The organism is Echinicola sp. 20G, from assembly GCF_015533855.1.
Taxonomy (GTDB): Bacteria; Bacteroidota; Bacteroidia; order Cytophagales; family Cyclobacteriaceae; genus Echinicola.
In genome coordinates this window covers 364,229-383,375 of sequence record NZ_AP024154.1, presented here as the reverse complement: position 1 = coordinate 383,375, position 19,147 = coordinate 364,229, and the positions used below count along the sequence as shown (strand labels likewise).

17 protein-coding genes are annotated in these 19,147 nt (G+C 41.5%); 6 read left to right on the top strand and 11 right to left on the bottom strand.

Features of this window, described 5'->3' with window-relative positions:
- Nucleotides 1–60 precede the first annotated feature (60 nt).
- The 3 genes from JL001_RS01815 (at nucleotide 61) to ctlX (ending at nucleotide 4,648) form a co-directional block, all read left to right on the top strand.
- Nucleotides 61–2,589 (top strand): ATP-dependent Clp protease ATP-binding subunit, encoded by a 2,529-nt coding sequence (locus JL001_RS01815; RefSeq protein ID WP_200974415.1) that lies wholly within the window; start codon nucleotides 61–63, stop codon nucleotides 2,587–2,589.
- Between the two features lie 121 nt (nucleotides 2,590–2,710).
- Nucleotides 2,711–3,628 (top strand): hypothetical protein, encoded by a 918-nt coding sequence (locus tag JL001_RS01810; RefSeq protein WP_200974414.1) that lies wholly within the window; start codon nucleotides 2,711–2,713, stop codon nucleotides 3,626–3,628.
- 75 nt (nucleotides 3,629–3,703) lie between these two features.
- Nucleotides 3,704–4,648, top strand: coding sequence for a citrulline utilization hydrolase CtlX (gene ctlX, locus JL001_RS01805; RefSeq protein ID WP_200974413.1), 945 nt, complete (start codon nucleotides 3,704–3,706; stop codon nucleotides 4,646–4,648).
- 64 nt (nucleotides 4,649–4,712) lie between these two features.
- Here the strand turns inward: ctlX and purB are convergent, their stop codons facing one another.
- Together purB and JL001_RS01795 are read right to left on the bottom strand one after the other, a co-directional pair.
- Nucleotides 4,713–6,056 (bottom strand): adenylosuccinate lyase, encoded by a 1,344-nt coding sequence (gene purB, locus JL001_RS01800; RefSeq protein WP_192009022.1) that lies wholly within the window; start codon nucleotides 6,054–6,056, stop codon nucleotides 4,713–4,715.
- 175 nt (nucleotides 6,057–6,231) lie between these two features.
- Nucleotides 6,232–6,945 (bottom strand): DUF4397 domain-containing protein, encoded by a 714-nt coding sequence (locus JL001_RS01795; protein ID WP_236252675.1) that lies wholly within the window; start codon nucleotides 6,943–6,945, stop codon nucleotides 6,232–6,234.
- Between the two features lie 335 nt (nucleotides 6,946–7,280).
- On the opposite strand from JL001_RS01795, the gene JL001_RS01790 reads away from it, so the two are divergent.
- The gene (locus JL001_RS01790) at nucleotides 7,281–8,393 is read left to right on the top strand and encodes a ferredoxin--NADP reductase (protein ID WP_200974411.1); all 1,113 of its coding nucleotides are present in this window, start codon (nucleotides 7,281–7,283) and stop codon (nucleotides 8,391–8,393) included.
- A gap of 10 nt (nucleotides 8,394–8,403) precedes the next feature.
- Nucleotides 8,404–8,886, top strand: coding sequence for a hypothetical protein (locus JL001_RS01785; protein ID WP_236252673.1), 483 nt, complete (start codon nucleotides 8,404–8,406; stop codon nucleotides 8,884–8,886).
- Between the two features lie 41 nt (nucleotides 8,887–8,927).
- Here JL001_RS01785 and JL001_RS01780 read toward each other — a convergent pair whose 3' ends face one another.
- The 9 genes from JL001_RS01780 to JL001_RS01740 all read right to left on the bottom strand — a co-directional run bounded on the left by JL001_RS01780 (nucleotide 8,928) and on the right by JL001_RS01740 (nucleotide 17,596).
- Entirely contained in the window at nucleotides 8,928–9,857 is a 930-nt protein-coding gene (locus tag JL001_RS01780; RefSeq protein WP_200974409.1) for a DUF4097 family beta strand repeat-containing protein, read from the bottom strand.
- Nucleotides 9,858–9,908: 51 nt separating this feature from the next.
- Entirely contained in the window at nucleotides 9,909–10,703 is a 795-nt protein-coding gene (locus JL001_RS01775) for an outer membrane beta-barrel protein (protein WP_200974408.1), read from the bottom strand.
- A 42-nt stretch (nucleotides 10,704–10,745) separates the two neighbouring features.
- Nucleotides 10,746–11,765 (bottom strand): outer membrane beta-barrel protein, encoded by a 1,020-nt coding sequence (locus tag JL001_RS01770; protein WP_192009016.1) that lies wholly within the window; start codon nucleotides 11,763–11,765, stop codon nucleotides 10,746–10,748.
- A 23-nt stretch (nucleotides 11,766–11,788) separates the two neighbouring features.
- Nucleotides 11,789–12,592 carry a hypothetical protein gene (locus tag JL001_RS01765; protein ID WP_200974407.1) on the bottom strand — a complete coding sequence of 268 codons (804 nt, stop codon included), beginning with the start codon at nucleotides 12,590–12,592 and terminating at the stop codon, nucleotides 11,789–11,791.
- Nucleotides 12,585–13,154, bottom strand: coding sequence for an RNA polymerase sigma factor (locus JL001_RS01760; protein ID WP_200974406.1), 570 nt, complete (start codon nucleotides 13,152–13,154; stop codon nucleotides 12,585–12,587). The genes JL001_RS01765 and JL001_RS01760 overlap by 8 nt, the downstream gene beginning before the upstream one ends.
- Nucleotides 13,155–13,298: 144 nt before the next feature.
- Nucleotides 13,299–13,784, bottom strand: coding sequence for a carboxypeptidase regulatory-like domain-containing protein (locus JL001_RS01755; protein ID WP_200974405.1), 486 nt, complete (start codon nucleotides 13,782–13,784; stop codon nucleotides 13,299–13,301).
- Between the two features lie 58 nt (nucleotides 13,785–13,842).
- Nucleotides 13,843–15,243, bottom strand: coding sequence for an MBL fold metallo-hydrolase RNA specificity domain-containing protein (locus JL001_RS01750; RefSeq protein ID WP_200974404.1), 1,401 nt, complete (start codon nucleotides 15,241–15,243; stop codon nucleotides 13,843–13,845).
- A gap of 105 nt (nucleotides 15,244–15,348) precedes the next feature.
- Entirely contained in the window at nucleotides 15,349–17,262 is a 1,914-nt protein-coding gene (locus tag JL001_RS01745; RefSeq protein WP_200974403.1) for a PspC domain-containing protein, read from the bottom strand.
- 4 nt (nucleotides 17,263–17,266) lie between these two features.
- On the bottom strand, nucleotides 17,267–17,596 hold the full coding sequence (locus JL001_RS01740) for a PadR family transcriptional regulator (protein ID WP_192009010.1): 330 nt from the start codon (nucleotides 17,594–17,596) through the stop codon (nucleotides 17,267–17,269).
- Between the two features lie 491 nt (nucleotides 17,597–18,087).
- On the opposite strand from JL001_RS01740, the gene JL001_RS01735 reads away from it, so the two are divergent.
- Nucleotides 18,088–19,146, top strand: coding sequence for a PorV/PorQ family protein (locus JL001_RS01735; RefSeq protein WP_200980274.1), 1,059 nt, complete (start codon nucleotides 18,088–18,090; stop codon nucleotides 19,144–19,146).
- The last annotated feature ends 1 nt before the right edge of the window (nucleotide 19,147 follow it).

Below are 19,147 nucleotides of genomic sequence, written 5' to 3'. Positions count from 1 at the left end.
TTTTAAAACAAATTCGGTAAAATTAAGTATAGAATTATTCACAATTCAGAAAGGAACTAAATGGAAGCAAAATTTTCAAATAGAGTGAAAGAGGTGATCTCTCTAAGTCGTGAAGAAGCTTTGCGTCTGGGACACGATTACATTGGGACCGAACATCTCTTGCTGGGCATGATCCGTGAAGGGGAAGGTGTCGCTGTTTCCATATTAAAGAAATTAGGAGTGCCTTTGGATGAGCTTCGCAATTCTGTGGAGCGCGCGGTCAAAGGGACGGCCAACCATAATGTTAAAAACTTGGCCAATATTCCATTGACAAGGCAATCTGAAAAAGTACTGAAGATTACTTACTTGGAAGCTAAAATATTTAAAAGCCAACTTATCGGAACAGAACATTTGTTGTTGTCAATCCTTAGGGATGAAGACAACATCGCTACCCAGATTCTGCATAAATTCGATACCACTTATGATACCGTTAAAGAAATGCTAGAGTTCCAAACTGATCAGACCCCTCGCTCAGGTGCTGAGGCAGATGATACAGATGAGGAAAGCAGCAAACTTTTCGGCTCGTCCGGTGGCTCTTCCAGTGGAGGAGGCAAAGGTTCAACAGAAAAGTCCAGAACTCCTGTTTTGGATAATTTTGGGAGGGACCTTACCCGAATGGCGGAAGATGATAAATTGGATCCGATTATTGGTAGGGAAAAGGAAATTGAGCGAGTTGCGCAAATTCTTTCCAGAAGAAAGAAAAACAACCCTATTCTTATCGGTGAACCTGGCGTGGGTAAAACAGCCATCGCGGAAGGTTTGGCTTTGAGGATTGTTCAGAAGAAAGTTTCCAGAGTTCTTTTTAACAAGCGCGTGGTGACCTTGGATCTTGCTTCTTTAGTGGCTGGAACCAAATACAGAGGTCAGTTTGAGGAGAGAATGAAAGCAGTGATGAACGAGCTGGAAAAATCTCCAAACGTAATTCTCTTTATTGATGAGTTGCACACAATTGTAGGTGCAGGTGGAGCAAGCGGTTCGTTGGATGCGTCCAATATGTTCAAGCCTGCTTTGGCCCGTGGAGAAATCCAATGCATCGGTGCAACTACTTTGGATGAGTACAGACAATATATTGAAAAAGATGGTGCTTTGGCCAGAAGGTTCCAGATGGTGATGGTAGATGCCACTTCACCAGAGGAAACCATCCAGATCCTAAACAACATCAAGGACAAATACGAAGATCACCACAATGTAAACTATACTCCTGAAGCCATAGATGCATGTGTGAAGCTTTCAGACCGATACATTTCAGATCGATTCTTGCCGGATAAGGCAATTGATATCTTGGATGAGGCGGGTGCTCGTGTGCACATTAACAATATCCATGTGCCAGACGAAATCCTGAAGTTGGAAGAAGAGGTAGAAAATATCAAGGTTGAGAAAAACAGGGTAGTCAAAAGTCAGAAGTACGAAGAGGCCGCCCAGTTGAGAGATCGTGAGAAAAAGCTTCTGGAGCAATTGGAAAATGCAAAAGCCAAGTGGGAGGAAGAAAGTAAGACCAAGAGATACACCGTTGAGGAAGATAACGTTGCAGAGGTTATTGCGATGATGACAGGCATTCCTGCCAAGCGAATTGCCCAAAACGAAGGAAACAAGCTTCTAAGTATGGGTAAGGAGTTGCAGGGCAAGGTAATCGGTCAGGATGATGCAATCAAGAAGTTGACCAAAGCCATTCAGCGTACAAGAGTAGGATTGAAAGACCCTAAAAAGCCTATTGGATCATTTATTTTCCTTGGCCCAACAGGAGTAGGTAAAACAGAGTTGGCAAAAACGCTGGCTACCTACTTGTTCGATAAGGAAGATTCTTTGGTACGTATCGACATGTCTGAGTACATGGAGAAATTCAGCGTATCCCGTTTGGTAGGAGCACCTCCAGGTTATGTCGGCTATGAAGAAGGTGGACAATTGACTGAAAAGGTTCGTAGAAAGCCATATTCAGTAGTCTTACTGGATGAAATAGAGAAGGCTCACCCTGATGTGTTCAACTTGTTGTTGCAAGTATTGGACGATGGTATCCTTACTGATGGTTTGGGCAGAAGAGTGGACTTTAGAAATACGGTGATCATCATGACTTCCAATATTGGTGTGAGGGATTTGAAAGATTTCGGTTCAGGAATCGGGTTTGCCTCTAAAGCTAAGGAAGAAAATATGGATGAAGTGATGAAGTCAACCATCCAAAGTGCTTTGAAAAAAGCCTTCAGTCCAGAATTCTTGAACAGGCTAGATGATGTAGTGGTCTTTAATTCCTTGGATAAAAAGGATATTCACAAAATCATCGATATCAGTTTGGAAAAACTCTTCAGTAGAATTACTGATTTGGGTTACAAAATTGAACTTTCTGATAAAGCCAAGGACTTCTTGTCCGACAAAGGATATGATCAGCAATATGGTGCAAGACCACTAAACAGGGCAATCCAGAAATACTTGGAAGATGCTATTGCTGAGGAAATTCTTCGTGGAGAGTTGTCCGAAGGGGATGTGATCAAGGCAGACTACTCCGGTAAAGGAGATGAGCTGACGATTACAGTACAGAAAAAAGAAAAAGCAGATTAGATTTTAATAAACGGTTTATTCGAAAGTGGTTCGCCTTGGCGGACCACTTTTTTTAGGTTTTTTTAACATTAAATCCCGAGTTCCTGTTATTGATTGGTCTTTCTTTTGCTAATGCTGGCTTATGAAATTTATTTTCCACATCATTCTGAAACTGACCTTTTTGGCCTCATTGATGCCCTATTTATTGTCAGAGAAAATCTACAACAAGTATGAAGTCAGAATTAATCCACAAGTTCAGGATTCCTTGTACTATAGCGGCAAGGAAAGAGGACAAGTTGACGCAAAACTTCTAAATGAAGCCAGTGGTATTGCTGCTTCTAGAACGTATAATAATTTGCTATATACCCATAATGATAGCGGAGGAGAGCCTATTGTCTATAAGCTTGATTCAATGGGGAATTCTATTGGTAAAATAAAGTTGTTAAATACCCATAATAGGGATTGGGAGGATATCGCAGTAGGGCCAGGTGGAAGCGAAGGAAAGTCTTATATCTATGTCGGAGAAATAGGAGATAATGAAGCTCAATATCATTCCATCAGACTATTAAGGTTTGAGGAACCGAATGCTGATGAATCAGAAGTGGAGGTAGAGCCAGAGGTGATCAAACTAAATTACCCTGATGGGGCTAAGGACGCTGAAACCCTGATGGTAGACCCATGGAACGGTGATGTTTATATTGTTAGTAAGAGGGACTCCAGTAATGTATTGTACCGGGCACCTGTAGACCAATTGGATGAAGGAGAGCTGGAGCTTGAAAAAATAGAAAAATTGCCCATCACCATGTCTGTTGGAGGAGATATTTCTCCAGATGGAAAAGAGATTATTATTAAGAATTATTGGGTGATTTATCATTGGGAAAGAAAAGAAGGAGAGAGCCTAGCTGAAGCCCTATCAAGAAGCCCCGTTCAATTGCCTTATGTGCCAGAACCTCAGGGGGAGGCGATTGGTTTTGCCAAAAATGGAAACAGTTATTTTTCATTGAGTGAAGAGCGTTTCCGGATCAAACCAATTTTATACCAGTACTATAAAAAACAATGAGCTAGAAAGCTGTTGTTTTGTAACTTTGCACTTTCGATAAAGAGGGACGATTGTGTTCTGGGATAAAATGAAAAGATGGCATTACAAACAACTTCGACAGTATTGATGGTAAGGCCGGCCGCTTTTGGGTTCAACCCAGAAACAGCGAAGGACAATTTATACCAACAATTTGACCGAAGAGCTGATGGTGAGCTGCAAAATGTAGTCTTGAGCGAGTTTGATGGATTTGTGGAACTGCTCAAATCAAAGGGCATTCATGTCATAGTTTTGGAGGATAGTGAAGTGCCCGCCAAGCCTGACGCTGTTTTTCCCAACAATTGGTTCAGCACCCACTACAATGGTCGCTTACTTCTATATCCCATGCTGTCAGAAAACAGGAGAAAGGAAAGAAGAAAAGATCTGGTAGATACACTTTCAGAAGAGGGGTATAAGGTAGAGGAAATTGTGGACCTTACATTTTTTGAGGATGATGGTCAATTCCTGGAAAGTACCGGAAGTTTGGTACTGGACAGACAGTATCAAATGGCCTATGCATGTATTTCTGAAAGAACCCATCCGGTTCCCTTACATTATTTTGAACAGTTGATGGGATATGAAATTCTTGAGTTTTCGGCTGTACAAGTGCTTCAAAAAGAGAAAATTCCTATCTATCATACTAATGTGATGATGCACATTGGGACGCAGTTGGCAGTAGTTTGTTTGGACAGTGTCGAGCGAAAAGCCGAGAAGATGAAGATCAAGGAAAGCTTGGAAAAGAACGGAAAGAAAATTGTACCCATTACTATTCCACAAAAATTTGCTTTTGCAGGTAACATGCTGGAATTGCATAATGATAAAGGGAAGAAGTTTACTGTAATGTCACGGACAGCTTATAAAAGTTTGAAAGCAGGGCAAAAGCAGATTATTGAAAAATATACAGAGGTGATTATCCCCGATATCCCAACAATCGAAAAAGTGGGCGGAGGTAGTGTGCGCTGCATGTTGGCGGAGATTTTTTTGCCTAGGAAACTGATAAAATAGTAAGAGGCTTTCCCTAAAGCATTAAGCTACAAGGAAAGCCTCTTTTCTGTGAATCCTATAATTATTACAAACCAGTATAGTTGAATGGGGAAATCACCCTCAACTCTGCTTTGATCTCATCAGAAACATTTAAGGTTTCAATAAATTCCTTTATGGACTGTTCCGTGATTTTGGAATTGGTTCTGGTAAGTTCCTTTAATGCTTCATACGGTTTTGGATATGCCTCTCTTCTGAGGACAGTCTGGATGGCTTCTGCCACTACAGCCCAGTTTTCTTCCAAATCCGCCTCAATCGCCGCTTGGTTAAGCTCCAATTTGCCCAAACCTTTTTTCAAGGACTCAAATGAAATCAACATATGGGCCAATGGCACACCAATTACGCGCAATACCGTACTATCTGTAAGGTCTCTTTGAAGTCTACTGATCGGGAGTTTGGCCGCCAGGTGCTCCAACAAGGCATTGGCAATGCCCAAGTTACCTTCTGCATTTTCAAAGTCAATTGGGTTGACCTTATGGGGCATGGCTGAAGAACCAATTTCACCTGCTTTGATTTTTTGCTTAAAGTAGTTCATGCTGACATATTGCCAAACGTCTTTTGAGAGGTCCAACAAAATGGTATTGATGCGCTTTAGACCATCAAATAGAGCTGCAAGGTTGTCATAATGTTCAATCTGCGTGGTTGGGAAACTTCTTTCCAAGCCTAAATATTGCGTCACAAAATTGTTGGCGAAAGCAGTCCACTCTAGCTCAGGATAGGCCACTTTATGGGCGTTCATATTTCCGGTAGCTCCACCAAATTTGGCTGAATGGGGAACTTGCTCCAAAAGGGCAAGTTGGTTTTCAAGTCTCGTGACAAACACTTGGAACTCTTTTCCTAAGCGGGTAGGAGAAGCAGGCTGTCCGTGGGTCTTGGCGAGCATGGAGATGTCCTTCCACTCTTCGACTTGGCTTTTGAGCTTGCTTATAACTTCGTTTAAGCAAGGAAGTATAACCTCTGCCAAACCTTCTTTCAGCATAAGTGGAGTAGAAGTGTTGTTGATGTCTTGGGAAGTCAACCCGAAATGGATGAATTCTTTCTGGGCTTCCAGTCCCAACTTGTCAAACTCATTTTTCAAAAAATACTCCACCGCTTTCACATCATGGTTAGTAGTCTTTTCTATTTCTTTGATGGCCTCTGCATCTGATTCTGAAAAGTTATCTACTATCGCACGGAGTTTTGGGAATAAGTCTTTGGAGATGCCCTTTAACTGCGGTAAAGGCATTTCGCATAAGGCAATGAAATATTCCACTTCAACCCGTACTCTATATTTGATTAGGGCATACTCAGAAAAAAAGGCTCTTAGGGGGGCTGTTTTACTTCCATACCTTCCATCTACAGAGGATACAGCGGTCAGCGTATTTAAATTCATGATAACTTCTGTTTGAAATTGAATGACGCTGCAAAAATAATTTTTTATAACGTAAAAGCCCCCTTATTTGGTTTTATTTTCATCCAAAGGCTTGTTATACTGGCTCAAACAAAAAGGGTAGGCTGTCTCTTGGACAACCTACCCCCGCGCTTATGAACAATAGTTGGAATAATTTTTAGTAATTCGGATAGTTCCTGATGACTTGCAAGCTTAGGTCATCGATTGAAGAAGCGGTCTCTTCAGGAGCTGCGTAACCTCGTACAATAAAGGTATAGATTCTTTGTGTGCGAAGGTCAAGGTCTTCTGCTGTCAAGATTACTTCGCCAGTTGTTGAATTGGTGATGCTAAAGGAAGTAAGTTCCGCATCTATTTCTACGAAATCAGTAACATTTTTGTATTCCTGATTAGAGAAAGTCGCTGCTTCATCATCATTTACGACAAGGTTTACTGCTGGAGCATCTGGAGATAAGTGTACTAATCTGATCATGGCTTTGCCCTCAGAAGGTTCGTCCCAGTTGTCCTCAGCGATGACCGTTTCCATGGCTGACTCTTCTCCATCAATAAAGAAGAAAGTGTACGGTTGGTTTTCATTAAGCGTTACAGTTGTGTCCAATAATGAATTGGCCGCATTCTTGTTTTTGAAAGAAAGGTTTCTCTCACCCGTATAATAATTTCCATAAGTAAAGAAGTCAGTATACTCAAAGTTATTGGTGTTATACAGTCTTCCGTCCGCATAGATACTGACAGCTCCCGTTTCAGGTGATCCATGGTAGTAAGCCACATAAGCTACAGGAGGAATATCGGCTGCATCTTCATCATCCAAACAGCTGGTAATCACTAAAGGTGATAGGGCCAGGAAAAAGAGTCCAAGTGTTCTCTTCCAATTCATAAGCATTTTTTTATTGTTTACTCCAGTTAACATAATCATGTTGGTTTAATCTATTACTTCTCTTTCTTTTTCTGCTTTTGTTCTCGAAACGTAAGCTTATGTAAAAACGCTACAGTGCCGAGAAAAAAATATCAGTGCAGTGGTCACTATAAGTACAAAACGCGCTTATTAATGTTAGATGTATGGTTTAAACTGATCTATTGTTCCGCTTTTGGGAACATCTTTTTGAATAATGTGTTTTATAAAGGATTTTAACTTTAGGATTAGGGGGATTTTAAAAAAATCGGCCTTAATTTTGAAGCCAAATAACAATACAGGATAAAATTCAAAGAAGAATGTTATTTAGCCTATTCAAGAAAAATAAAGAAGAGAAGAAAAGAGGAAGTCAATATTTGTCACTGAAAGTCAGAGAGGTGGTAAAGGAAACTCCTGATGCAGTCAGTATATATTTTGAGCAGCCAGAACCATACTTGGAATATCAGCCTGGTCAATTTTTGACCTTGATATTAGAGGTGAACGGAAAGGAAGAAAGAAGGTCTTACAGCCTGTGTACCTCTCCATATTTAGATCCACATCCTGGTATTACGGTAAAGAGAATTGATGGTGGAGTGGTGTCCAATTTTCTAAATGAAAATATCAAGTCTGGAAAGACCTTAGAGGTGATGAAACCCCTAGGTCACTTTACTACTGATTTCCATTCGAAGAACAAAAATCACTTCATCATGATTGCAGGAGGAAGTGGTATTACACCGATCATGGGGATTGGTAAGTCTGTTTTGGTCAATGAACCACAGTCTAAGGTGACTTTGATTTATTGTAACCGATCGGAGGATCAAATTATCTTTGATCAGCAGATTCAGGATTTGACCAAGAAATATGAAGGTCGATTTGAAGTGGTGCATATTCTTTCGCAGCCATCTGAAGAATGGTCAGGTTTTAAGGGGCGGCTAAATGAAAGCGTGATAGAAGATGTATTGAAGTCAAAACATTATTCAGAAGCCGAAAAGGAACAGTATTTTTTATGTGGTCCAGAAGGATTAATGGAAGCGAGTGTGGAAGCACTGTTGAAAATGGACGTTCCTCATGATTCTATCCATAGGGAGAGCTTCTATACATCCTCCTCTGATGAGGCGGAAGAAGCAGCCAAGGAAAAACTCGATAGTCAAACAGCTTTGACGCGTGAAGTAAGTATCAATCTCGAAGGGGAGACCTATACTTTTGAAGTACCTCCTGGGAAGACCATCCTGGAAGCAGGCTTGGACGAAGGACATGATATGCCTTATAGCTGTCAAAGTGGGCTTTGTACAGCTTGTAGGGGTAAATTGACAAGTGGAGAAGTAAGCATGGAACAAGATGCAGGACTAAGTGAAAACGAAAAGAAAGAAGGTTACATTCTTTGCTGTGTTTCTCACCCAACCTCAGGAGATGTCAAAGTAGATATCGGTTGAGCTGATGAATATGCTGAAGAAGAATTTTAGGATATTGGAAAGGAATGTACTCATCTTGATTGCTATTCCTTTGCCAGCTTTCGCATTTGCCTATCTGTATACTACTAGCAGTAACATGAATCTGGACATCCCTAGTTTGCCAGATGCCTTAAAGCCGGTGTTGCTGGGGTTAGTTTCAGCTTTGCTGCTGATCAGTTTTGTGAACTTCAATCAAGGCTTGAAAAAGTTAAGAAACCCATTAATGCCCTTAGAAGCAAAACTGGAAAGATACAGTAGTATGACCATGACCAGATTTTGGCAACTGTTTGTGTCAGGGTTTTTATGTGCCATAGGACTTTTGATATATCAAAATGCTGGTTTTACCGTGCTTTATGCAGTGACCTTGGTTTTTGTTTCCTTGGGCAAGCCCACTCCCGATAGGATTATCAGGCTTTTGAAGTTAAAAGGAGAAGACCTGCAAACTGTGGCGGATTTCGGCCGAAGAGAAGAATAAAAAAATCCCCAGAAATCTATGAATTTCCGGGGATTTTTTTGTCAATATTCTTCAATGGAGATCATGCCCGATCCGATCTTTCCAATAATGGTATGATCGGCATCGTGGTCGATTACCAAGCGGTCACTAGAGGACATTTTACCGACCTTTACCATTCCGCTTCCTGCACTCATGTCATAATTGTATTGGTCAAGCATAGCCGTAGCTTTGATTTTGAAAGCACCTGAAGACCCCATAAAAGAGGTGTTCGGGCCGAAGCCTACTTTTTTGGCACTCATCATTCCTGAAGAAAGCTTTAGCTCTCCCAGTGTAGAGATGTCTTCTAGGTCCACACTTCCTGAGGTGATTTTAACATTCAGTTCTCCGGAAATATGTTGGGCTTTGATCTTCCCGCTACTGGAGCTTAAGTTGGTATTGCCTTTGATATATTCCAGTTCCATAATACCACTGGTCATTTTACAGTTTACTTCACCAGAAATATTGCGGGCTTCAACCTTACCAGAAGAACCCGCCAAGTTAAGTTCTCCTTCAATATCTTCGACTAAGATCATTCCCGAGCTGGCCTTTAGGTCAATACTAGGTGAGGATACTCCCTTGATATGTAATTTTCCTGAGGAATTGCTTGCGCTCAGTTCTATGTTTTTAGGACCGGAAATATGTACATATTTTTTACCCTTGTCATTGCTCTTCCAGCTATTGGATGGAGTTTGATAGGATATTTTCAATGTGTTACCAACCGTAATAAATATCAGGTTCTTATCCGCATTTTCTACACTTCCCATATCTGCTTCCACCTGGATGTTGGATTGGGAAGTGTTACCTTCATAGCTGATTTCTATGCTACCACCTTGAATTTCAAGTTTGCTGATGTTCTCAAAACTCTTCTGAATTTTCGATTGTCCGTAGGAGGAAGCCATTCCTAAAAAAAGAAAGAGGAAAGCCACCCTTAGGGTATTAGTCAATGTTTTCATGCTGTTCTTGGTTATGAATGTTGGAAAGATTGTAATCCTGTTCTGATAATTTTATAAAATCAAACCGAAGCTAAGGGCGTTTACTTCCGGCCCTTTGTCTTGTTGGAAAAGCTCATTGAGGTCATAGTTCACGTAAAAGTCAACATTGCTTACAGTTACAGTCAGTCTTCCCCCGTACCTGATGTTGTTGACATACATGTTTGAATTCTCAATAATTTTATGGGATTTTCCATCTTCGTCATCGTAAACGAATTTACCCCTACCACCCACTCTATAGCCCATATAAGGACCTAAGCCAATGCCAAAGCGCTGATTAGCGCTGTGGAAAGTAGGGATGAAACTTAAATTGAGGAAGGAGGCTGCAATTTTTGACTTTGTGCCTTCGCCATCTTCATATTCTTCAAAAACGATCCCCTCACTGGTTTTTAGAGCGATAAGATCTTTGTCCTCTAATTTGAAATTATACCAACTTACGCCCAAGCTGGGGATCAAAGAGAAGTGATCGGAAATCTTATATTGGTGTTGGTAATTGATGGCCACATTCCAGCTTCCCCATGCTTTAACAGTAGGGGCAGAGTTGTCATTGACCCAAGAGTTGATCCCTAGGTCAAAGTGCAGGGAAGACCTGTGCCGACGGTTTTTATGATCACTGATTTCGATATCAGTATTGGTGCCTTTTGTCGTCAGGCTCCAGCTTGCATCATGGTACTTTTCATATTTCCACTCACTTCCCAAAAGCTTGAATTCTTTGGTCTTTTTAATATTATTATCTCCTACAGTCTCTTGGGCAATGGAAAAAGAAGATACGCAGAATATCAGCCCTATGGTATAAATCAGTTTTTTCATGTCAAAGTCATTTATGAAATACAGGGATGGCATCCCTGTTGATTAAAATACCAGTCCAAAAACAATTGGATTCAATGCAGGACCTTTTTCATCTTGGAAGAGCTCATTAAGGTCGTAGGTAGAGAAGAAGGTTACCCTGCCAACGCCAATTTCTCCGCGAATACCATATCTTACATTGTTGAGGTAGATGCCTGTGTTTAACTTGTCCTTATGTCTCCCAGAACCATCAAGTTCACGGTAAACATATTTGCTCCTTCCACCCACTCTGTAACCAAAATAGGGGCCTGCGGCGATTTTAAGCCCTTTTTCACCATTGTCATTCATCCTGCCAAAATCCAGTTTTAAGAGCGTCATGGCGGTGATATAGGATGCAGATACTTTGCTTTTGAAGCCATCCACATCCGTTCTTTGAATAAATTCTACACTTTCATCGCCCCTCACAGCTTGGTAGTCCCGGTTTTCAAATTTGAAATTGTACCACTGTACCCCTAGGCCGAAATCCCAATAGAATCCTTTGGATAATCGTTGGCTGGCCATCCAGTTGAGTCCCACATTCCAGCTTCCCCAACCTTTCACGGCATAAGGGTCATCTGAGGTAGGGAAGCCACCACCTTCCCGCAGGTAATTGTTGATGCCTAGGTCTACATTGAAATAGGTTCTGAAAGGAGGTTCAACTTTTTTTCGCTTTTCAATGCGCACCTGGGTGTTTGGTCCAGACTCATCGACGATCACTTTGAGGCGGCCTACAGATACAGCAGTTTCTGCTCCTCCTTCTTCTACGCGAACGATTTCTTTTCCTTTACCATCTTTGTCTTTGATTTCCACTACAGTAAGCTCTCCGCTTTCTTCATCCAACTCCAAGTCCAACTCCCGGATGATCTGATTGACATCCAGTGCTTTAAGCTTTTGGAAGTCTTCTTTGTTATCGACAAGGATCACGATCTTTCCGGAATGTCCATACTCAACGATGATGCTGTCTTTGGCAGCCACAGAGGTGCTGTCGTAACCAAAAGCGGTCTGTATCAAGGCCATAAAAATGACGGCCAACAAATATCTTTTCATCTTATTGAAATTAAAGTTAATGCTTAGTTTCTGTCTTTTTTGGTAATCAATGAAGCAAAGAGATTGTTTTTTGCATCCTGCAGGTCTGCATATCCTTGGTCTACTTTGCCCAATAATCCACCTAGGGTATTGATTTTGTCTCCGATCTCTTCGACAATGTTTTCTTTCTTAGGTTTTTCAGTCAATCCATTGGATTTGATGCTGATTTTGTAAGCAACAGTTTCCTGAATTTCAGAAGGAGCAATGGGGGAGTTGTCAGCAATCAGCTCTTCCATTTTTACTTCAGGTACCTCCAATTCAGGAACCAACTCCTTCACTTTATTACTTGGCTCAGGATTACTTGGCTCAGGCACTTCTACCGGGGTCACTTGCTCTGCAACCAAAGATGCCTGAGGTACATTCTCTTCTTTTTGGGTATTACGAACCGACTGTTTTTCGTTTTCTATTATTGTTGGTGGAATACTATTCTTATCCTCTTGATCACTTTCATTTTCTGTTGGAGTATTTGAAGTACTTTCGGAAATAGTTGGGGGCTCTTCTGTCTGACCCTTGGCTTTTTCTTCAGCAGGACTGATTTGGATATCTTGCTGGGCAAGTTCAGGTCCCTTGTTGGTCTTAATGGTTTCTGACTGATCCCAGAGTACATAGGTCAATGCAAAAACGGCAAGGAAGACAGCCGCCACCCTCATCCAAACCCACTTGGTTGTGTTTTTAGCAGGCCCCAACTGGGAGTCCAGCTTTTCCCAAGCCAAAGCGCTTGGCTTTTCTTGATGTTCTCTTAGCTTTTGGCTAAAAAGTTCGTCGATTGGGTGTTTTTGCTTATCCATTGATGCTCCTTTCTTTTGATTGTATTTGGGTGATCTTTTCTTTCAACAAGGCCCTGGCCCTGCTCAATTGGGATTTGGAAGTGTTTTCCGAAATCCCCAATAAGTCACTGACCTCAGCATGGGAGTAACCTTCTATGGCATAGAGGTTGAAAACTGTTTTGTATCCCACCGGTAACTCTTGGATCATTTCCATCAACTCATTGGCTTCCATGTCCACAAACTCATAATGTGGCATGCCAGCTTCCAGGTGATACTCTAAGTTGACCTCCATGGAGAGTTTTTGGTTTTTTCTCAAGGTCAGTAGTGATTGGGTTACGATGATTCTTTTCATCCACCCTTCGAAACTTCCCTTACTTTCATACTGAGTCAATTTTTCAAAGATCTTCATAAAGCCTTCTATCATGACATCTTCCGCCAGATCACGGTCCTTAATGTATCGGCGGCAGATGGCCAAAAACTTTCCAGCATACTGATCATACAGGTGCTTCTGGGCATTTCTATTTCCCTGGAGGCAACCTTTTATGATGTCAGCTTCTGTTGTAAAAGTCTTTCTGATAAACATATTGTTTGGCTTTCAATAAGGTAGATACAAGTTACACAAAAAGGGTTGCACGCATTATCGAAAAAAATGAAGAAAAATTGTGTTAAGAATAAAAAAGCACTCCTGATCCAGGAGTGCTTTCGATCTAATTAATTGAAAATGAGTTTAGTAAACAGCTTTGTAATTGATGAGTATTTCGGTGCTTGTCCATTCTCCATCATGCACTTCTATAGGTTGAATATAACTATCGAGATCATAGATATTGGCAAAGTAACCGTCTTCCTCTACGGTGAAGATTGAGTAACTGCCGGGCGCAAGTCCTATGATAAAACTACCGTCTTCTTCGGTTTCTATTTCTGCAATCATAGGAGTTTCAATAGCTGTAAAAAGCACATCTCCCATAGTGGCTTGATTGATATGGGTACGCTCATACACTCTGATGGTTCTTTTTACTTTTTCTCTTTCCGGCTTTTTAGGAACAGTCGAATTATCTTCAGTGATGGTGGGCATCAAATTACCTTCCACCCAGTAAACTTGGCCGACAATGCCTTGGGTGTCTACTCGCTGGGCTTTGCAGCCATAGATCAAGAGTGCTATTCCTAGCAATAAAAATGAAAAGGTAAATGACTTCAAAATGGAATGGGTTTTCATGGTAGTTCTTATTAAGTTAAAATAAAAGTCACTTTCGATCCATCACATTTTGTGCCAATCAAATCCCCTGAAAAATTTCTACTGATTCAAGGTAATTGGGGACCATGGTATTCCAGTCGAAAAGTTCCTCAAGCTTACGCGCAAACACGGTTGCTGCTTCTATTTCTCCATGTACGACAAAGGTCATTTTGGGCTTGTCTGCAATGCCGTCTGCCCACTTGATCAATTCGTTTTGATCGGCATGGGCACTAAGTCCATTGATATAATAAATGTCAGCTTTGACTTCTATGTCCAGGCCATACATTCTGGAATATTTTTCCCCATCCAGAATCTTTCTTCCTCGTGTACCTTCTGCCTGGTAACCTACGAATATGATACTGTCCTGTTCATGGGGAAGGCGGTTGTAAAGGTGATGTAAAATCCTGCCGCCCGTAGCCATACCACTGGCGGAGATAATAATTGCATCACCTCGGAGGTTGTTTAGGGACATGGAGGACTCTTGGCTTTGATAGTAATGCAGATTTTTATGGGCAAAAGGATTGGCATGTTCTTCCTGCAATGATGGCCCTAAGCGGTGATACTTCAGATAGTCTTTATACAGTTTGGTCACATCGATGGCCATTGGGCTGTCCACATAAATGGGAATCTGTGGAATTTTACCTTTTTGCTGCAACTTGAAAAGGTAGTAAAGGATCAGCTGGGTACGGCCGACAGCAAAAGAAGGGATGACAGCCACACCACCTTTTTGGTAAGTGTCATTGATGGCTTTGGCAAGTAATTCTTCTGGAGCATTTGTTTCATGGAGCCTGTCGCCATAAGTAGATTCTATAAACAAGATATCGGCTTTGGGTAAGCCAATAGGAGGGTTCAAGATGGGGTCATTATACCTTCCAAGATCCCCAGAGAAAACAATGGTTTTTGTTTGATGCTCCCCCCTGACACGCAACTTCAAAATAGAAGCTCCTAAGATATGCCCGGCATTATAAGCGGTGAGTGTGATACGATCGGTTAGACTGACTTCCTCATCAAATTGGATAGGGTGAAGCAGGTCAAACACAGTTTCTGCATCTTCTTTGGTGTACAGTGGTTCAGGTTTTTCATGGCTGGAGTACCCTTTCCTTTGAGCATAATCCGCTTCTTCTTCTTGGAGCTTTCCTGCATCAGTCAATAGTATTTTTACCAGATCAAGGCTAGGCTCTGTCAGGATAATCTGGCCCCTAAAGCCTTCTTTGACCAGTTTAGGCAAGTAACCAGAATGATCAATATGGGCATGGGTAAGCAAGACCATTTCTATTTCGGCTGGGTCGATTGGGAAACTGTCCCAATTGCGCTTTCGGAGTTCTTTGATTCCCTGAAATAGGCCGCAATCCACAAGTATCTTCGTGGTGTCGATTTCAAGAAGATACCGGGATCCGGTGACAGATTGCGCACCGCCCAAAAATTTAACCCTGATGTCCATAATGGTTTATTGTTCGTAAAAAGATAATCAAAAAGTGGCTAAAAAAGAAAAAGCAAGGATGAGGCACCCTTGCTTTTCTAAAATCAAATTAACGCATATTTAAGTCTATTCTTTCATGAACATTTGGTCCTTAAACTGGACCCTGGAGAGGCTGTCAGCCTCACTAGTTTTATGCTCGCTGCTACAGGTCAAGCATAGCAAGCCGTCTTCATTGAACACCCAATAGTTATTGGAGGTAACATCTTTCAACTTATAGCCATTGGAGTAAATGGTGTTTCTGATGATGGAGAGTAAGGACTTATCCATCACGAAGGGCTTGTTATAAGGTATATATAAAGTCTGTCTTAAGTTTTGCCCCCTGAATTTGGCCATGGATGAGAACTCCAAAGACCTATTGAAGGAGATGACAGAATCCGCTACCATGTATTCGTATTGGATGGATTTGGCATTGTTGACTGCATCATCCAGGCTTCTACCTTGGGATTGGAATTTCTGTTCCAGCATCAGCGTGCTGTCTTCCGTACCTTTGAGCTCCACATGTACTAAACCTAGTTCATTGAATTCACTTTCTCTTTTTGAGGCTTCTATCACTACAATACTCTCAGGTATATCAATGACAGATTCTTTGGTATAAGTGCCTTCATTCTTGAATTGGGCAATGGTCTTAGGAATCTGGAACGCACAAACCATGATGCTGAGCAACCAAATCCCGAAAGTTACCAAGCCAAACCTCGAGTCAATCAGGCTTCTTCTGATCAGCACACTGATACCCAATAGGGTGATCACAATTCCCGGAATCAGCACTGTAACACTCGCTGCAAGGGCCAGCCACACAGGAAGTAGCTCGGATAACATTTCCACAGGGATATTATCGATCATGTACTTGAAACTATCATTGGTAAAGAATTCGAAATAGGCCCCTAGGAAAGCAAGTGGTGTCAAGGTGATGACCAATCCGATAAAGAATATGATCAGTCCAAATGCCACCCTAATAACATCAATGATGAACTTTCCGAGTGGGCCTAAGGCCTTTCCCAGCTCATTAATGATATTTCCAAGAAATCTGAAGGGAGCCAACCAAGCCTTTTGATGCTGCTTGGGTTGGGGCATTTCAGGAATCTGGCGGTTTTCAATAATGGTACTTTCGATATTGCTCAAGGTGATTTCTCCACCTTTCATTTTGATTCGCTCGGTAATGGACTTGGCCAGTGGTGTGATGATCCAGAGGATCAGGTAAATCACAAAGCCTGCCCCACCCGCAAAGATCAATCCGACGAATGCTAGTCTGGCCCAAAGCACTTCTATATTGAAATAGGCGGCTAAGCCACTGGATACGCCGCCGATTACCCTGTCATCAGGGTTTCGGTATAGCTTTTTGATTTGCTTGTCTTCAGGCTCATCATAGGATACCGGAAGAATCACCCACAACACGATGTAGGCAAGCACGGCCCACCAGCCTAAGGACAAGGAAATATTCCAGTCCCATGGGAAGAAATCAAAGTTCCTAAGTGAAAATTCCCCGCTGAAAAGAAGAAGAATCGCTACCAGTCGGGTCCACAAAGGGTCGATGGCCAAGTAATGGGCCAGACCGGCACAGACACCGCCAAGGATTTTGCTTCTCTCCAGGCGGGTAAGCTTTTTATAGCCTTTGCCAGCTTCTTGGTTTGGAGGGGTAATGTATTTATAGAATTCACTGTCCCCATTTTCGTTTTCCTCTTCATGGTGCAGTTTAGCGTCAGGCTCTTTCTCTTCTTCTACTGCCTTGAAATCGGCAATGGTACCCATCTTTTCAATAAGTTTATCCACGTTTTCCGCAGAAATAACCTGCTTATTGTTTTTTAGGTTGCTAAGGAATATCTCCGCAATCCTATTTTCAATGTCTTTGATGATCTCCTGGTTGTCCTCATAATGCGAGAAGTGCTTGTTGATAGCCTCCAGGTATTTCTTCAAGTTATCGTAGCCATCCTCCTCGATATGAAAAAGGATACCGCTGATATTTATGCTGATAGTTTTTTTCATGATCTTATTTTTTGGAAGTGATTAATGTGGTGGATTTGACCAAGTCGTCCCATGTCCCGTTCAGCTTGTTTAGGAATTCACTTCCTTCTTGGGTGATGGAATAGTACTTTCTTGGCGGACCGGATTCGGATTCGACCCATTTATAGGATACTAAGGCGGCAGTTTTTAGCCGGTTTAGCAAAGGGTACAAGGTGCCTTCCACCACAATCAGCTTAGCTTCTGTGAGCTCTTCGATCATATCGGAGGCATATACTTCCCCTCTCGCTATGATGTGCAAAATGCAGAATTCCAGGATTCCTTTTCGCATTTGTACCTGTGTGTTTGATGCTTTCATCTAATTTAATTTTAGTGAAGATGAATCTAGAGTGATTAAGGTTTCATCATTGCTTTACTCATGCCCGTGCATGATCTGTTTAACTTCACTAATCCTATACCGAAAAATAATACCAAAGTTAAAAAAGCTACCTTGTTATACCTATTTCCTTGTAAGGGAAGGATACTTCTTATATAGTGTTTGTGTTGTAAGTTGTTGTTAAGTAGTGGTTTGTGTCGTTTTTGTGTGCGCTTGAACCTAGTGAAAAAATGTATAATATTTTTTTAAAAATAAGTGACCCTTAGTCAAAATAGATTAAAAGTGTATATCGAATGAACATGATTTGTACGGTTATGAACAGTGTCGAAAAAGTAATGTAAGGTATAATTTAATTGTTCGGTATTCGTTTATTATAATTTATTTTTTACTTTGCACAGGTGGAAAAGAACAGAAAAAAAGGTCTTTATCGGTATTTTTTGGGACTCATATTTCTTTTGGTGTTTGGGAAGGGTATGGCACAAGGAATTGCTCCCAAGTACTCTAACGAGTTTATGAATATAGGGGTAGGAGCTAGGGCTTTAGGCATGGGAGGTGCACAGGTCTCCAGTACAAATGATGTAACAGCGGCTTATTGGAATCCGGCGGCTTTATTGGGGATCAAACACCAATATGAATTTTCATTGATGCATGCGGAGTACTTTGCAGGTATAGCCAAGTATGATTATGCAGGGTTTTCCACCAACATAGAACAAGACAATCAAATAGCAATTTCCTTGATCCGCTTCGGAGTGGATGACATTCCGGATACCCGTTTTTTGTATGACGCCAATGGTGCGGTCAATTATGACAATATTCAGTTTTTTAATGCAGCGGATTATGCCTTGCTTTTAACATATGCCCGGGATGTCAGTGATGTTTTCAAAGCGGGAATCAATACCAAGATTATTCATAGAAACGTAGGGAAATTTGCTAAGGCTTGGGGCTTCGGTTTTGATCTGGGAGGAATACTGCTGTTGGATGAGTGGAGGGTAGGGGTGATGCTAAGGGATATCACCACCACCTTTAATGCTTGGTCCCATAATGCAGAAATGGTCAGGGAGATCTATGCAGAAACCAATAACGAAGTGCCCTTGAATACTGTGGAACTGACCCTGCCAAGAGCTGTTTTTAGCATTTCCCGATCGGTCAATATTCAGGAATTACTGACCGCCGAAGCAGTGCTGGATTTGGATATGACCTTTGATGGAGAACGAAATACCTTGATCAGTACCAGCGTCATGAGCATCGACCCTAGGTTGGGTTTGGAGTTTGGGTATAAAAATGTGGCCTATCTTAGGGGAGGGGTCAGCAACTTCCAATACATCAAAGATTTTGACGGCCAAAAATCTTTGGCTTTAAAGCCAAGTTTTGGATTGGGGGTATTTCTCAATGAAAAAGCTTATATAGACTACGCGTTGATAGATATAGGTGGTGTTTCAGAAACTCCCTATTCGCATGTTTTTAGCCTAAAGGTCAGCCTTGAGCCTTTAGCGGAAGGTTTTAGATTACACAAGGGTTGGGGGCAAAACTAAG

Coding starts and splice junctions, on each gene's coding strand:
- JL001_RS01815 (WP_200974415.1), top strand. CDS start 61: ATGGAAGCAAAATTTTCAAATAGAGTGAAAGAGGTGATCTCTCTAAGT.
- JL001_RS01810 (WP_200974414.1), top strand. CDS start 2,711: ATGAAATTTATTTTCCACATCATTCTGAAACTGACCTTTTTGGCCTCA.
- ctlX (WP_200974413.1), top strand. CDS start 3,704: ATGGCATTACAAACAACTTCGACAGTATTGATGGTAAGGCCGGCCGCT.
- purB (WP_192009022.1), bottom strand. CDS start 6,056: ATGAATTTAAATACGCTGACCGCTGTATCCTCTGTAGATGGAAGGTAT.
- JL001_RS01795 (WP_236252675.1), bottom strand. CDS start 6,945: ATGAATTGGAAGAGAACACTTGGACTCTTTTTCCTGGCCCTATCACCT.
- JL001_RS01790 (WP_200974411.1), top strand. CDS start 7,281: ATGTTATTTAGCCTATTCAAGAAAAATAAAGAAGAGAAGAAAAGAGGA.
- JL001_RS01785 (WP_236252673.1), top strand. CDS start 8,404: ATGCTGAAGAAGAATTTTAGGATATTGGAAAGGAATGTACTCATCTTG.
- JL001_RS01780 (WP_200974409.1), bottom strand. CDS start 9,857: ATGAAAACATTGACTAATACCCTAAGGGTGGCTTTCCTCTTTCTTTTT.
- JL001_RS01775 (WP_200974408.1), bottom strand. CDS start 10,703: ATGAAAAAACTGATTTATACCATAGGGCTGATATTCTGCGTATCTTCT.
- JL001_RS01770 (WP_192009016.1), bottom strand. CDS start 11,765: ATGAAAAGATATTTGTTGGCCGTCATTTTTATGGCCTTGATACAGACC.
- JL001_RS01765 (WP_200974407.1), bottom strand. CDS start 12,592: ATGGATAAGCAAAAACACCCAATCGACGAACTTTTTAGCCAAAAGCTA.
- JL001_RS01760 (WP_200974406.1), bottom strand. CDS start 13,154: ATGTTTATCAGAAAGACTTTTACAACAGAAGCTGACATCATAAAAGGT.
- JL001_RS01755 (WP_200974405.1), bottom strand. CDS start 13,784: ATGAAAACCCATTCCATTTTGAAGTCATTTACCTTTTCATTTTTATTG.
- JL001_RS01750 (WP_200974404.1), bottom strand. CDS start 15,243: ATGGACATCAGGGTTAAATTTTTGGGCGGTGCGCAATCTGTCACCGGA.
- JL001_RS01745 (WP_200974403.1), bottom strand. CDS start 17,262: ATGAAAAAAACTATCAGCATAAATATCAGCGGTATCCTTTTTCATATC.
- JL001_RS01740 (WP_192009010.1), bottom strand. CDS start 17,596: ATGAAAGCATCAAACACACAGGTACAAATGCGAAAAGGAATCCTGGAA.
- JL001_RS01735 (WP_200980274.1), top strand. CDS start 18,088: ATGGCACAAGGAATTGCTCCCAAGTACTCTAACGAGTTTATGAATATA.